The following is a 14,175-nucleotide window of genomic DNA, read 5'->3' as shown; positions in this document are numbered from 1 at the left end:
ACATGGAAACGTCCCCGCCGCATCCGGCGAGAACGTCAACAGGAGTTACCGCATGTCGACTACCCTACCGAATCCCGGCTTTGGCACCTTCCGTCTGGAAGGCGACACCCTGCGTGAGAGCATGAAGGCGGCGCTGGACGCCGGTTATCGTCATTTCGATACCGCCCAGTTCTACGGCAACGAAGCTGAAGTGGGACAGGTGCTCGCCGACAGCGGCATCCCGCGCAGTGAGCTGTTCGTCACCACCAAGATCTGGTACGACCGTCTCCAGCCCGGTGATCTTGAGAAGAGCGTCGAGGAAAGCCTCGAGAAGCTCCAGATGGACTACGTCGACCTGCTGTTGATCCACTGGCCGTCACCCAATGACGAAGTCGCCATGGAGGACTACCTGCCGGCGCTCGCCAAGATGAAGGCCGAGGAGAAGACGCGCCATATCGGCATCTCCAACTTCACCTGCGAGCAGATGGAACGCGCCGTCGGCATTCTGGGGCGTGATGAGCTGCTGACTAATCAGGTCGAGGTGCATCCCTTCCTGCAGAACCGCAAGGTGCTCGACAAGTGTCAGGAGCTGGGGCTGGAAGTCAGCGCCTTCATGCCGCTGGCCGTCGGCAAGGTGATGGATGACGAGACCCTCAAGATCATCGCGGACCGCCACGGTGTCAGCCCGGCGCAGATCGCTCTGGCGTGGCTGAAGATGCAGGACATCGTGACCTTCCCGTCCTCCACCAAGCCGAAGAACATCCGCAGCAACATCGAGGCCTTCTCGCTGACGCTGACCGGCGAGGACATGGCCAAGATCGCCGAGCTGGATCGCGGCGAGCGTATCGCCAACCCGGATATCGCCCCCGACTGGGACTGATGGACTGAGCCCAACTGACTGAGCCTGATCGAAGGTCCGGTGACAAGAAAGCCTCCCGGGCACCCTGCCCGGGAGGCTTTTTCGCATTTCTACCCTGCCATGATTTGATCCCGATGGATGCTCAGCGATCCAGCCAGCAGACGCGGGTCACAGCCTCGGTGCCGGGACGTGGTGCCGCGAGATCATGCTCATGCAGCAGATAGATCACCGTCCTGCCCGCCAGCCAGTCAGCAAGTCCCTGCGCGACGCGTTGCGCTGTCGTGGCATCCAGCCCCGAGAAGGGCTCATCCAGCAGCACGAGGCCGGGATTGGTCAGCGCCAGGCGCGCCAGACTGATGCGCCGTGCCTGGCCACCCGACACCTGACGACCGCCCTCACCGACGCGTGTCGCCAGCCCCTGCGGCAGGCTCGCGACCCAGTCGGCGAGATCCACTGCGGCCAGCACCCGCCATAGCGCGGCATCCTCGGCGTCGGCGGCCCCCAGTCGCAGGTTGTCAGCCAGACTGGCATCGAACAGATCGACCTGCTGGGTGAGGCAGCCGACGCCATCGGCAATCGCCAGAGGCGCGTAGTGATGCACCTCACGGCCATTGAGCAACACTCGCCCGCTCTGCTCTTCACCTAGTCTGCTCTGCAGGCCGCGTGAGGTCAGGCTGGTCTGCCCGGTCAGCAGCGCCGCCAGCGTCGATTTTCCAGCGCCGGAGGCGCCACAGATCGCGACCTGCTCACCGGCCTCGACAGTGAGCGATACATTTGAAAATGCAGCGAACAAGGCGCTCGGATAGCGGTAGCTGACCTGCTCCAGCGTCACGCTGATCGGCCCTGCTGACAGGCGAGCATCGCCATGCATGACACCCGCGGCGTGCTCGATATCATTGAGGCGCTCCGCGGCGCCAAGCGTCGCCCCGGCCTGGCTGAAGGCCGCCGGTAGCCCCGCCAGTCCCTCACCCAGCGCCATCGCCGCAAGCGGCAACATCACCATCATCGGGCCGCTGAGCTGGCCATCGCGCAATGCGAGCATGCCCATCGCCAGCAACAGCAACCAGGCAAGCCCGATCACCAGCACGGCCAGCGCATTGCCGACGGCACTGATGACCGCCAGCCGCCATTGGTCCGCCAGCAGACGCGCTTCCACCGCCTCAAGCTGCTTACGCACATGGCCAAGCGCCGCGTAGGCCTCGAGTTCGGCATGCCCGCGCAGCGCCTCCATCAGGCTGGAGCGCAATGTCTCCAGAGTGGTCACGCGCCGGCGGCTGGCCACCAGGCCCCAGCGCGCCTGCCCGAGTGTCAGCCACGCCCAGCCAGTCAACAGCAAGAGCGCCAGCCACGGCGTCGCGCCCGGTAGCCACACCAGCGTGATGCCAAGCAGCGCCACGATCAGCAGCAAGGCCATCACCGGAGGCGCCGCCAGACGCAGATAGAGCGCATCGAGGGTGTCGATATCCGCGGTCAGACGATTGAGCCAGTCACTGGAACGCCGGGCTGCCAGCCGCGCGGGGTCCATGCTGACCAGCGAGGCAAAGGCACTGCCGCGCAGGCTGGCCAGCAGTCGCAGGATGGTGTCGTGATTGTAGAGACGCTCCAGATAGCGCGAGACGGTGCGCGAGACGGCAAACAGGCGAATCGCGCTGCCCGGCGTGTAGACATCCAGCACGGCGACGGCACCGGCAGCCAGCGCCGCCCCCGTCAGGGCCGATGCCGTGATGAACCACCCCGAGACCGCCAGCAGTCCGAGTGCCGACAGCGCGGTCATTGTCATCAGCACCACGCCCAGCAGCAGTCGGCGCCGATAGCGCTCATGCACTCGCCACCATGGCGCCAGCGCGGCCAGTGCCTCGCGCGTCGAGGGAGTGGAGCCAGGACCGAGAGTGCGAGCGGGTTCGATCATGATGCGCCCTCCCCAGAATCCTGTGTCTCTCCAATGGTGCCAACGACCCCATCGCGGGTCAGGCACAGCTGACGCGTCGCCATGGCCCTCAAGGCCGGATGGTGGGTGGCGATGACCAGCGTGCGGCCTTCTTCGGCCAACGCCTGGAAACCGGCGATCAGGCGCTGTTCGGTGTCGGCGTCCAGACTGGCGGTCGGCTCGTCGAGCAACACCAGCGGCGCATCGCTCAAGAAGGCCCGCGCCAACGCCAGACGCTGAGCCTGGCCGCCGGACAGCCCACGCCCTCCTTCGCCCAACGGGCTGGCGATGCCCTGTGGCAAGGCGGCCAGCACCTCGGCAAGGCCGGCGCGCGTCAGCGCCTGCGCGATGTCGTCATCACTGGCGTCTGGCGCGGTGATACGCAGGTTGTCGGCCAGACTGCCCTGCATCAGCAGCGGGCGTTGATCCATCCAGGCAAGGCCAGTGGTATCTCGGCGTAGGCATTGGCCTTCATCGGGTGCCACGAATCCCGCCATAAGTTGCAACAGCGATGACTTGCCGGCCCCGGACGGGCCGCTGATCACCAGCACCTCGTGGGCCTTCAAGGTGAGATCCAGCGGGCCAAGCACCCTGCCCCGTCCGGGATGCATCAACGTGACGGCCTCCAGTTGCAACATCACATCGTTGGGCAGCGAGACACTGTCCGACGCCGTCGTGGAGGCCTGACGCGCCGACGCGACGGGCGTATCGAGCAGCTCCAGCAGCGAGTCTGCGGCAGCCGAGGCCGAGGCGCGATCATGATAGTGCTGAGACAGGGTGCGCAGCGGCTGGAAGAACTCCGGTGCCAGCAGTAGGATCAGCAGCCCGCTGAACAGGGTCAGCGACTGGGCGGGCCCGAAGGGAATATCGCCCAGCAGACCGAAGCCGATATAGATCGCGACCACCGCGATCGACACCGACGAGAAGAACTCCAGTACCGCTGATGAGAGGAAGGCAAGGCGCAGCGTGCGCAGACTGCGGCGGCGATAATCATCGGCGACCAGCGTGACCTCGCGCGTGGCCTGCTCGCCCAGGCCGAACAGGCGCAGCGTGGTGATCCCGCGGACGCGATCGACGAAGTGGCGCGACAGGCGCGCGACCGCGACGAACTGCTCGCGATTGAGCGACTCGGCCCCCATGCCGACCAGCGCCATGAACAGCGGAATCAGCGGCGCGGTAAGCGCGAGCAGAATCGCCGCCAGCCAGTCCTGACTGACCACGATGGCCAGAATAACCAGCGGGCTGATCAGCACCAGGCGCAGCTGCACGTAGAAACGCGCGAAGTAGCCTTCCAGCGCCTCGACCTGCTCGACCCAGCGCTGGGCCATATCGGCGCCATGAAACTGCGCGGCGCGCACCGGGCCCAGTGCCTGCAGGTGATCCAGCACCTCTCGACGCACCCGCTGGCGCAGGCGCTGGCTGGCCTTCTGGGCGCATAGCTCCTGCGCGGCACTCAGCAAGGCGCGCACCGCCAGCAGCGCGATCAGCCCCGTGAACGGCCACCACAGGCGGGCCAACGCCTCGGGCTGCTCGATCACCTGGGTGACCAGCCAGGCCAGCAGCACCAGTTGCGCAACCGTTGCCAGCCCCGCCAGTGCGCCGCACAGCGCCGCCATAGCCAACAGGCGACGCTCGCGCGTCGCCTGTTGGGTGAGCCACTTGCCGGCAGCCTTGCGTCTGGCCTTGTCGCGCTCCTTGCCAGCGGCGCTGGTCGGGGCGTTCTGCGCTGCCCCCTGCGCTGCCCCTTGCGTGAGATCAGTGATAGCCACCGTCCTGCACCTTGCCGCGGAAGACCCAGTAGCTCCAGGCGGTATAGCCCAGCACGATGGGAATCACGAACAGTACGCCGATCAGCAGGAACAGCTGCGCGCCCGGGTCTGACGCCGCATCCCAGATGGTGATGTCCGGCGGCACCAGATACGGCCACTTGCTGAAGATCAGCCCCAGATAGGTGAACAGGAACAGCCCCAGAGTCGCGACGAAGGGCTGGCCCTCCAGACGCTTGCTGACGGCACGCCAGATGAAGGCCGCACAGCACAGTGCCAGCACCGGGAAGACCCAGAACATGCCGATATGATTGAACCAGCGCTCGCGCACGTATTCATCGACGAACGGGGTGTAGAGGCTGATGACCCCGAAGCCGACCAGCACGGCAATCAACAGCTTGGGCGTGATGCGATAGGCCCATGCCTGAACCTCGCCCTCACTCTTCAGAATGGTCCAGGTGGCCCCCAGCAGAGCGTAGCCCGCCACCAGCGCGAGCCCGGTGATCACCGTGAAGGGGGTCAGCCAGTCAAAGGCACCGCCGACATAGATATGGCCTTCGGTGGCAAAGCCCTGGATATAGGCACCGACCACCACGCCCTGACAGAAGGTCGCCACGTAGGAACCGCCACTGAAGGCGACGTTCCACCAATGCCGATTGCGCGTGGACTTGAAGCGGAATTCAAACGCGATACCCCGGAAGATCAGCCCGGCCAGCATCAGGAAGACCCCCAGATACAGCGCCGGCAGCAGAATGGAGTACACCGCCGGAAACGCCGCCAGCAAGCCGGCCCCGCCCAGCACCAGCCAGGTTTCATTGCCGTCCCAGACGGGCGCGACCGAATTCATCATCACGTCACGGGCGTGTTCATCCGGGGCGAAGGGATAGAGGATGCCGACCCCGAGATCGAAGCCATCCATCAGGATGTACATCATGATGCCGAAGCCGATGATCAGCGCCCAGATCATGGTCAGATTGATCAGTTCCATGTGCTCAACTCCTTACCGTACGGCTGGCATCATCATCGAGACTCTCGTGCGCGGCGGACAGCGGGCGCATCGCGGTTTCGACATCGTCATGCGGCAGCTCGGGCTGCATGCCGCCACGGATGACGCGCGTCAGGTAGTAGCTGCCGGTCACGAAGACCACCAGATAGACCAGGAAGTAGCCGATCAGCGTGGCCAGCACCATCCAGCCGGTCAGTGACGGCGTGACAGCCTCCTGCTGGGTCATCATCTCGTAGACCAGCCACGGAGAGCGCCCGGCCTCGGTGACGAACCAGCCGGCCAGCACGGCGAAGAATGGCGCGATCGACATCAGACGCAGCGTCTGCAGGAAGGGGCGCGAGCGATAGAGCTTGCCATCGCGACGCAGGAACAGGCCGATGAACGCCACCGCGATCATCACCAGCCCCACCGCCACCATCACGCGGAACGACCAGAACACGAACCACACCGGCGGCTGCATGTCGGGCTCGACCTCCTTGAGGCCCGGCACCACGCCATCGGGGTCATGGGTCAGGATCAGGCTGGCCAGCTTCGGGATCGCGATCTCGAAGTGGTTCATCTGGGCCTCCTTGTCCGGCCAGGCGAACAGCAGCAAGGGCGCGCCCGACTGGGTCTCCCAGTTGCCTTCCATCGCCGCGACCTTGGTCGGCTGGTGCTCCAGCGTGTTGATGCCGTGCATGTCACCCACCACCGCCTGCGCCGGCGCCAGCACCAGCAGCAGCCACATGCACATGGACAGCGCGCGCTTGTTGGCCTCGACATCACGCCCGATCAGCAGATACCAGGCGCTCACCCCGGCTACCACGAAGCCGCCGGTCAAGAACGAGGCGATCGCCATGTGCGTGAAGCGATACGGGAAGGAGGCATTGAAGATGGCCGCGCTCCAGTCATTCACGAAGAAGTGGCCATCAATGAAGTCGACGCCCGCCGGTGTCTGCATCCAGCTGTTGGAGGACAGGATCCAGAAGGAGGAGATGAAGGTGCCCAATGACACCATCAGTGCCGCGAACAGGTGGACGCCTTCCGGCACCTTGCCACGCCCGAACAACAGCACGCCGAGGAAGCCGGCTTCGAGGAAGAAGGCAGTCACCACCTCATAGCTGAGCATCGGGCCGATGAAGTTGGAGGTGGCATAACTGAAGTTGCTCCAGTTGGTGCCGAACTGGAAGGCCATCACGATGCCGGAGACCACGCCCATCGCGAAGACCACGGCGAATACCTTTACCCAGAACGCCGCAAGACGTTCCCAGGCGGCATTGCCTGTCTTGTAGAAAAGGCCATGCAACAAGGCCACATAGGATGCCAGACCGATGGTAAACACCGGAAAGACGGCATGAAAGGACACGACAAATCCGAACTGTATGCGTGACAGGATCACGGGATCCAGTTCCATGGGCGACTCCTCAGGACTCCAGGGGTTGCACTCTGTTCATCCCGTTATGGGACGCACAGTCGCAGCGGTATCACGGTCAGGCCCGTGACGACAAGGCATACCACCAAACTCCATCGATCATGGCAGTCATCTTTCTACCAGCTGACCCAAAGAGCATAGAAAACATCAGGCTATCGTGCACGATGACGCTTTGCCGCAGGCCCACCCATCCGATCAATCTCCATGTTGGTGATCAATCAGGCCCGCCATATTGCATGACAGCATCCACGTATTTTCCACTCGGCATGCTCAGGCTTGCCATCTATATTTCGCCGCACATCCGCCTTTATTGACGTACATCAAGATAACCACGCGTCGAGCCTCGAATACGACCAATGCCAGGGGCCGTCGGACGCGGTTTATCTTGAATTCTGTCGTGCTGCGTACCTTGAGCCAGCCAGGAATGTGCGCCCTGATGGCGGCAAAAAGACAAGGCGCGCCCCTTTTCGAGAACGCGCCCAGTTGTCTCCTTCTTTCCTTTTCTTCACCCTCTTGTCTCTCTTGTCTCCCTGCTCTCTCTGCTCTCTCCGCTCTCTCCGCTCTCTTGTCTCACTTCGCTCTTCTTTGTGCCTTTTCCTTGTGGCTCTGCCCTTTCACGTCAGGAACTCACCGTACGACACAGCAGTCGCGCCCCTGATGCTTGGCGTCATAGAGCGCCGCGTCCGCCGCACGTACCAGATCGGTCAGATTGGTGTGCTGCTCGGCCTTGTAGCTCACCGCCCCGACGCTGACGGTCAGTACTTTCGCCACGGAGCTATCGGGGTGGATCAGTTTGAGCGCACGCACCTTGCGGCGGATGCGTTCGGCGCAGGCCCGCAATTGCCGCTCGGTCACTGACTCCAGCAGGACCAGGAATTCCTCGCCGCCATAGCGCACCACCATGCCCGGTTGCGGGCCGATGGCAGCCTGAAGCGCCTCGGCAACCTGCTGCAGGCAATGATCCCCTTCTACATGTCCATGATGGTCGTTGTAGGTCTTGAAGTGATCGACATCCACCATCAGGATCGCCAGCCCGTCTTCACGGATCAGGTCCGCCCAGCGCTGGGCCAGATCACGTTCGAGGTGACGCCGGTTGTAGACGCCCGTCAGCGCATCGCAGTTGGCCTCTCGGGTAAGACGTTGACCGGCAGCGCGCTTCTCCTCCAGCAACAGTCGCTCACGCTGGCGCAGCAACCACACCTGACGCTGATTGTGCTCGAGCTGATGGTTGGCCAATAGCGAGAGCCCCGTGGTGCTGACGAAGATCACCATCGCCAGCAGCTCCAGCCCCTCCTGACCGGCAGGTTCCAACACGATCACCCCGGCCATGATGAGCGTGCAGGTCAGCGACGCCGTCAGTGCCTGGGGGAAGCGCAGCCGAAAGAGAATGTTGCCGACCATCGGAAAGAAGCCGAACAACAGCGTATCGACATGCGAAAGCTCGGTGCGCGACAGCTGCAACAGGATGGCGCTGACCAGCATGGTGTTGATCACCAGCGCGGTCATCAGCCATTCCTTGAGCCGCATGGAAGACGCGCGCTGCACCAGCGGCAGCACCAGCATGGCCACCACGCAGACACCGCCCAGCCGCAGCATGGCGGCCAGTGCCAGGTCCTCACTGCGATGAATGGTGTCACTGATCAGGAAGGTGGCATACATCACGAAGGCGAAGATGCCGGAATACAGCAAGCCGCGCGTGCGCGAGACGCGCGTCTCTTCCACATACCGGGTCTCGAGGGCGTCGGGGAACATGAGCCGCCAGCGTGACGCGCCGCGACCGTCGATCAGCCCCTCGACGACACCGCGCTCGGCGGCCACCGCCGCCGGCATCATCGCCTCGCCGGCGCCGGGGAGTCGCTTTTGACTTCTCATGACAGGCCCGCCCCGCCCATCGGCGGCCTGTGATCAGGCAACTCAGCCTTCTGTTCATCGTACTGCGCATTCTGCCGCTCACCCTGCTGCGCAGCCTGCCGCTCATCATGAAGGTCATCGTGAAGGCCATCACGCAGGTCATCACTGGCCTGGGCGCGCACCTTGCCACTACCGTTGCCACGTTGCACGCAGGTACGGTTGCGGCCATGGCGCTTGGCACGATAGAGCCCCTTGTCGGCCTGATCGACCCAGCGGCTGAGCAGCGTCTCGACCGCCATGTCACGCGTCATCTCATCTTCCATCCCCTCGCCCTCAAGCAGGCGCGACAAGGGGATGACGCAAAGCCCCACACTCAGGGTGACGACGCCGAGTTCCGACTCGCGGTGAGGCAGCTTGAGCGACTTGATGGCATAGCGCATCGCCTCGGCCAGGCTGCGCGCATGCTCGAGATCCCGCACGGCCACCAGGGCGGTAAATTCCTCGCCACCGAAGCGGACGACGCTGGCCAACGCAGCCTCGTCCCCCTCGAGAGCACCGGCGATGCCAGCACCTTTTTCCCTGTTCAATGTTCCCTGCAAGGCCTGGGCGATCTGATACAGGCAGTTGTCACCCGCGACATGCCCGTAGTGATCATTGAAGGCCTTGAAGTGATCGACATCCATCATCATCAGCGCCAGACATGGCAATGGTGGCACCGGATGGGACGCTGACACGCCGTTCTTCGCCTGCTGAGCATCGCCATGGTGCTGCTTGAGCACCTCGATGAGATGACGGCGGTTGTAGAGCTGGGTCAGCGGATCGAGACAGGCCATTTCCTGCAGCTCGGCATTGCGTGACTCCACATCCTGCAGGCGCAGTTGATCGATGGAGGTCATCAGATAGGCATGACGGGCCGAGAACTCGATGCGGAAGCTGGCAATCAGCGAAAACAGGCAGAACGCCATGAAGACGAAGGCGATCGCGAAGTCCATATGGGCATAGGGCATCGTTACGCCCAGCGCCACGCTGATCACGATGGCCATCCCCCCTGCCGACAGCACCAGAGCCGCGACGAAACGCAGCTGCATCAAGACGATACCGACCAGTGGCACCACGCCCAGCGCATAGAGTTCGAGGAAGCAGCGCAGGTGGTTCTCGCGAACCGCCAGCCACGCCGCCAGGCCGATCACGCCCCACAGGGTCGCGACCAGCAGCGCCTCACGCCCGACGGGGCGACAGACCTCGCTCTTGAGGACCAGCACGAGGATCGCGAGCGCGATGCAGACATACAGGCGCAGCATCACGGCGCGATTCTCTGTCACCGGCATCGCGACCGGCGCATAGACGGTGTCATAGAGCACGAACATCAGCTGAAAGATGATCAGGCTCCAGCAACCCATTACGGCACGACTCATGCGCCGACGATGCTCGAACTGTTCAAAGTCCCTCTCGAGTTCAGGGGCAAAGCTCAGCCTCGCAGGAGTCGTGGCACTCAGGTGTTGCTCCAATATTGCCATTCGTGAAGGCATGTCTGATTTCCCTTCGATCGCCCTGCTTTCTTTATCACATGCGCAGATGTTGAAAGCCACGCTGACGGAAATGCTCAAGCGCCGCATGTCCGTGTTGATACCTCGCTCATGAACGAAAATCCAACGAAAAACCGGGCCTCGATGAGGCCCGGCGTTCCTGATAAAGCAGACTGCTCTGGCTGGCTCAACCGACGATGGCGTTGAGCAGCAACAGGGTGATGATGGAAATGGCCCAGGCCAGCGTCGTCGGCAGGGTCAGCACCAGCATCTGATGCTTGGTGCTCTTGACGCCAAGCATGCGATTGACGACCCAGAAATAGCTGTCATTGAAGTAGCTGAAGAACATCGCGCCGATACAGGCGGCCTGCGCGGCCAGCACCATGTTGACGTCCGGCATGCCCATCAGGATAGGTGCGGAAATCGAGGCCGCGGTAATCATCGACACCGTGCCACTCCCCTGGATGAAGCGCACCAGGGTGGCGATGATGAACGGAATCAACAGCGGCTGAAGCCCCAGAGCCGCCACCTGCATGGCGATGTAATCGCCGCCGCCACTGGCACGCAGTACCGAGCCCAGCGCACCACCGGCACCGGTGACCAGCAGGATGATACCCGCCGTCTCGACACCCTTTTCCAGATGATCGAACACTTCCTGCTTGGGGGTCTTTGGCATCAGACCATAGATGGCGACCAGCACCCCGATACCCACGGCGATCACCGGGTTGCCGACGAAGGCGATGGTGCTGGTGAGCGCGTTGCTGGTATCGCCCATCACGGCACTGACCAGCGTATTGAGGAAGATCAGCGCGATGGGCAGGCCGATCGGCATGCAGGACATCAGCAGGGAAGGCAGCTCCGATTCAGGCATCATGCTGTCGGTGTCATGCTTGACGCTACCTTCAAAGCCCCCCGGCTGGGCTTCCAGCATCGCCTCGATACGCGGCCCCATCAGACGGGCATAGATCACCAGTGCAATCAGCGCCGGTGCGGTAATCACCAGGCCCCAGCCGATCATCAGGCCGATGTCGACACCGAAGATACCGGCCACGCCCAGCGGGCCCGGGGTCGGTGGCACGCTCGAGTGGGTGATGATCAGGCCGGCCGCCAGCGCGATGCCCAGACCGATCACCGAACGTCCGCTGTTGCGCGCCAGTGAACGCACCAGCGGGTTGAGGATGACGTAGGCCGAATCACAGAAGATCGGGATGGAGACGATATAGCCCGTCAGCGCCATCGCGGCCTCTTCCTTGTTCTTGCCCAGCAGATTGAGGATGGCGTAGGCCATGCGCTGCCCGGCACCGGTCACTTCCAGAACACGCCCCATCATCACGCCGAAGCCGATCACGAGGCCGATGGTGGAAAGCGTCTTGCCGAAACCGGTGGTGATGGCACTGATGACCTCATTGGGCGGCATGCCACCGATCAACCCCGCCAGCGAGGCGGCGATGATCAGGGCCAGCAAGGCATGCACGCGGGTTTTCAATACCAGATAGATCATGACGAAGATGGCGATGCCCAGGCCGATGATGACCTGTGGCCCCGCGACGGCGGCGTCTGTCATGGGGTGCTACTCCTGTAGTTTGTTATTGTGTGGCGCAAGGTATGCGGTGTCGGCGCTGCCGGCTGGCATGACGCCGATCGTTGTTATTGACGTACTGATGTGACGAGCAGATCTGGCAAAGGTGTCTGGCGAGCTCGTCCTGGATGAGATGCCCAGACGCTGGCTAGGCGATGGCACTCTCGTCGCGATACGCATTGAGAATCTCGTGCAGGTCGGCATCGCCGACGAAGCCCAGCGAACGCGCCTTGCGGGTGTCAAAGCGCGCCGGCCAGCTGCCGACGATGGCGGTGATACGCGGGTCAGGCTCATGCCTGACGAGTTCCAGCGCCTGCTCACCGGCAATATCCTTGAGCGCCGCGAGCATTGACGCGACGCTGACGGTGATGCCCGGCAGCATGAAGCAGCGAGAGAGGCCGAAGTCCGCGCTCGCCACCTCCGCGCCCTTGATCAGGGCCGCGACCACCCGACGGGGCGACATCACGAACATCTCGAGCTCGCTCGGTACCGGGCAGATGGCGGTTTCGCCATTGAGCGGTTCGCGCAGGATGGAGGAGGCAAAGCTCGAGGCTGCCGCATTGGGACGCCCCGGGCGCACGATGATGGTGGGCAGGCGCAGCACGCAGCCATCCACCAGCCCGCGACGGCTGTAGTCATTGATCAGCAGTTCCGACATCGCCTTCTGGGTGCCGTAGGAGTTCTGCGGCACCAGCGCGGTCATGTCGCTCAGCGTCTCGGGAAGATCGCCTCCGTAGGCGGCGACCGAGCTGGCCATCACCAGCCGGGTATCGCGCAATCCACGCGCCGCACAGCCTTCCAGCAGCAGGCGAGTCGCGTCGAAGTTGACGCGCATGCCGAGCGACAGGTCCGCCTCGGCCGCCGAGCTGACCACGGCTGCCAGGTGATAGATCACCTGCGGCTCGCCCGCCAGGCAGCGATCAAGCACCTCGGCATCGGCGATATCGCCTGCCACGATCTCGATATCCAGCGAGGTGGCCGGTTCGACTGCCAGACATGACGCCGCCTCGGGACGTGGCGCCTCGATCTGATCCAGCAGGGTCAAGCGTGACAATGGCTGCCCCTTCAGGCTGCCCTTCTCGATCAAGGCCTCGGTCAGGCGCTGACCGAGAAATCCGGCGGCGCCGGTAATCATGACGTGCATCGTGTGGACTCCACTTTTGTGTTCTGGCGTTGGTAGGCTTGCCGCATGGGCAGATCACTCAGCAGCAGTCCTCAAGTGGTACAACAACCAGACCAGACGGGATGAGAAAATAGCGCTTCACGCTCTTCAGCAGCAATGGGAAGAAGGTATATGCGACTAAAAGGGCGTCATTCACTCAACTCTTTCATCTTGCCTGCATACTCTGGTCTGAAAGTCATACCACTAATTCTTGCTACTGTTCCTTGAACGCTCGCCCGGCGCAGTCACCTGCCCCGAAACCCTGGTCTTCGCCGAGCGAGCCCTCTGAATCAGATTCAGGGCGTCAGACCATGCTCGCGACCCCAGCCGAGGCCTGCGCGCGTCTCACCCCGCGGACGATATTCACAGCCGATCCAGCCGTCGTACCCCAGACTCTCCAGCCGAGCGAACAGCGCCGGATAATGCACTTCCCCGACATCCGGCTCGTGACGGTCCGGCACGCCGGCGATCTGCACATGGCCCATGTGTGCGAACTGCGCCTCCAGATTGCGGATCAGGTCCCCCTCGACGATCTGGCAGTGATAGAGATCGAACTGCACCTTGAGGTTGGCGGCGCCGACCTGGGCGAGAATCTCGCGTGCCTGCGCCTGGCCGCTCAGATAGAAGCCGGGCATGTCGCGCGGGTTGATCGGTTCGATCAGCAGTGTCTTGCCGACCTTCTCAAGCTCGGCGGCGGCGTAACGCAAGTTGCTGATATAGGTCTTGGTGCAGCGCGCGCGCATGGCATCATCCGCGCCCTGCGGCACCAGGCCCGCCATGGCATGCACGCGCGGACAATCGAGCGCCTGGGCATAGCGGACCGCCTCGGCCACCGAGGCCCGAAACTCCTCCTCGCGCCCCGGCAGGCAAGTCAGGCCACGCTCACCGGCGTCCCAGTCGCCCGGCGGCAGATTGAACAGCACCTGCGACAGCTGGTGCTCATCGAGCCTTGCGCGCAATTCTTCCGGGGAATAGGCATAGGGGAAGAGATATTCGACCCCGCGAAAACCGCTTTCGGCCGCAGCCGCGAAGCGATCGAGAAAGTCATGCTCGGTGAACAGCATGCTGAGATTGGCGGCCAATCGGGTCATGTCAGATCCTTGGGTTTC

At 63.3% G+C, this 14,175-nt stretch carries 10 protein-coding genes; 1 reads left to right on the top strand and 9 read right to left on the bottom strand.

Annotation, left to right across the window (positions count from 1 at the left end; translation table 11 throughout):
- The first annotated feature begins 52 nt into the window (after window positions 1–52).
- Complete coding sequence (gene dkgB / locus AOG28_RS16310) at window positions 53–859, top strand: 2,5-didehydrogluconate reductase DkgB (protein WP_054557189.1); 807 nt, start codon at window positions 53–55, stop codon at window positions 857–859.
- 121 nt (window positions 860–980) lie between these two features.
- Here the strand turns inward: dkgB and cydC are convergent, their stop codons facing one another.
- The 9 genes from cydC to otnI form a co-directional block, all read right to left on the bottom strand.
- Window positions 981–2,747 (bottom strand): thiol reductant ABC exporter subunit CydC, encoded by a 1,767-nt coding sequence (gene cydC, locus AOG28_RS16305; protein WP_054557188.1) that lies wholly within the window; start codon window positions 2,745–2,747, stop codon window positions 981–983.
- Window positions 2,744–4,534 carry a thiol reductant ABC exporter subunit CydD gene (cydD, locus tag AOG28_RS16300; RefSeq protein ID WP_235507065.1) on the bottom strand — a complete coding sequence of 597 codons (1,791 nt, stop codon included), beginning with the start codon at window positions 4,532–4,534 and terminating at the stop codon, window positions 2,744–2,746. The genes cydC and cydD overlap by 4 nt, the downstream gene beginning before the upstream one ends.
- A complete protein-coding gene (gene cydB / locus AOG28_RS16295; RefSeq protein ID WP_054557187.1) occupies window positions 4,521–5,519 on the bottom strand; it encodes a cytochrome d ubiquinol oxidase subunit II in 999 nt (332 codons plus the stop codon). Before cydB ends, cydD begins: the two co-directional genes overlap by 14 nt.
- Before the next feature lie 4 nt (window positions 5,520–5,523).
- Window positions 5,524–6,930 (bottom strand): cytochrome ubiquinol oxidase subunit I, encoded by a 1,407-nt coding sequence (locus AOG28_RS16290; RefSeq protein ID WP_054557186.1) that lies wholly within the window; start codon window positions 6,928–6,930, stop codon window positions 5,524–5,526.
- Between the two features lie 645 nt (window positions 6,931–7,575).
- Complete coding sequence (locus AOG28_RS16285) at window positions 7,576–8,820, bottom strand: GGDEF domain-containing protein (protein WP_082388914.1); 1,245 nt, start codon at window positions 8,818–8,820, stop codon at window positions 7,576–7,578.
- Complete coding sequence (locus AOG28_RS16280; protein ID WP_160317891.1) at window positions 8,817–10,214, bottom strand: GGDEF domain-containing protein; 1,398 nt, start codon at window positions 10,212–10,214, stop codon at window positions 8,817–8,819. The genes AOG28_RS16285 and AOG28_RS16280 overlap by 4 nt, the downstream gene beginning before the upstream one ends.
- Before the next feature lie 298 nt (window positions 10,215–10,512).
- A complete protein-coding gene (locus AOG28_RS16275; protein ID WP_054557183.1) occupies window positions 10,513–11,889 on the bottom strand; it encodes a GntP family permease in 1,377 nt (458 codons plus the stop codon).
- A gap of 163 nt (window positions 11,890–12,052) precedes the next feature.
- Entirely contained in the window at window positions 12,053–13,048 is a 996-nt protein-coding gene (gene denD / locus AOG28_RS16270; RefSeq protein WP_054557182.1) for a D-erythronate dehydrogenase, read from the bottom strand.
- A gap of 314 nt (window positions 13,049–13,362) precedes the next feature.
- Window positions 13,363–14,157 (bottom strand): 2-oxo-tetronate isomerase, encoded by a 795-nt coding sequence (otnI, locus tag AOG28_RS16265; protein ID WP_054557181.1) that lies wholly within the window; start codon window positions 14,155–14,157, stop codon window positions 13,363–13,365.
- Window positions 14,158–14,175 lie beyond the last annotated feature (18 nt).

It is taken from the genome of Cobetia sp. UCD-24C, assembly GCF_001306765.1.
Taxonomy (GTDB): Bacteria; Pseudomonadota; Gammaproteobacteria; order Pseudomonadales; family Halomonadaceae; genus Cobetia; species Cobetia amphilecti.
The sequence above is the reverse complement of the archived record's forward strand: the minus strand, read 5'-3'. Positions and strand labels throughout refer to the sequence as shown.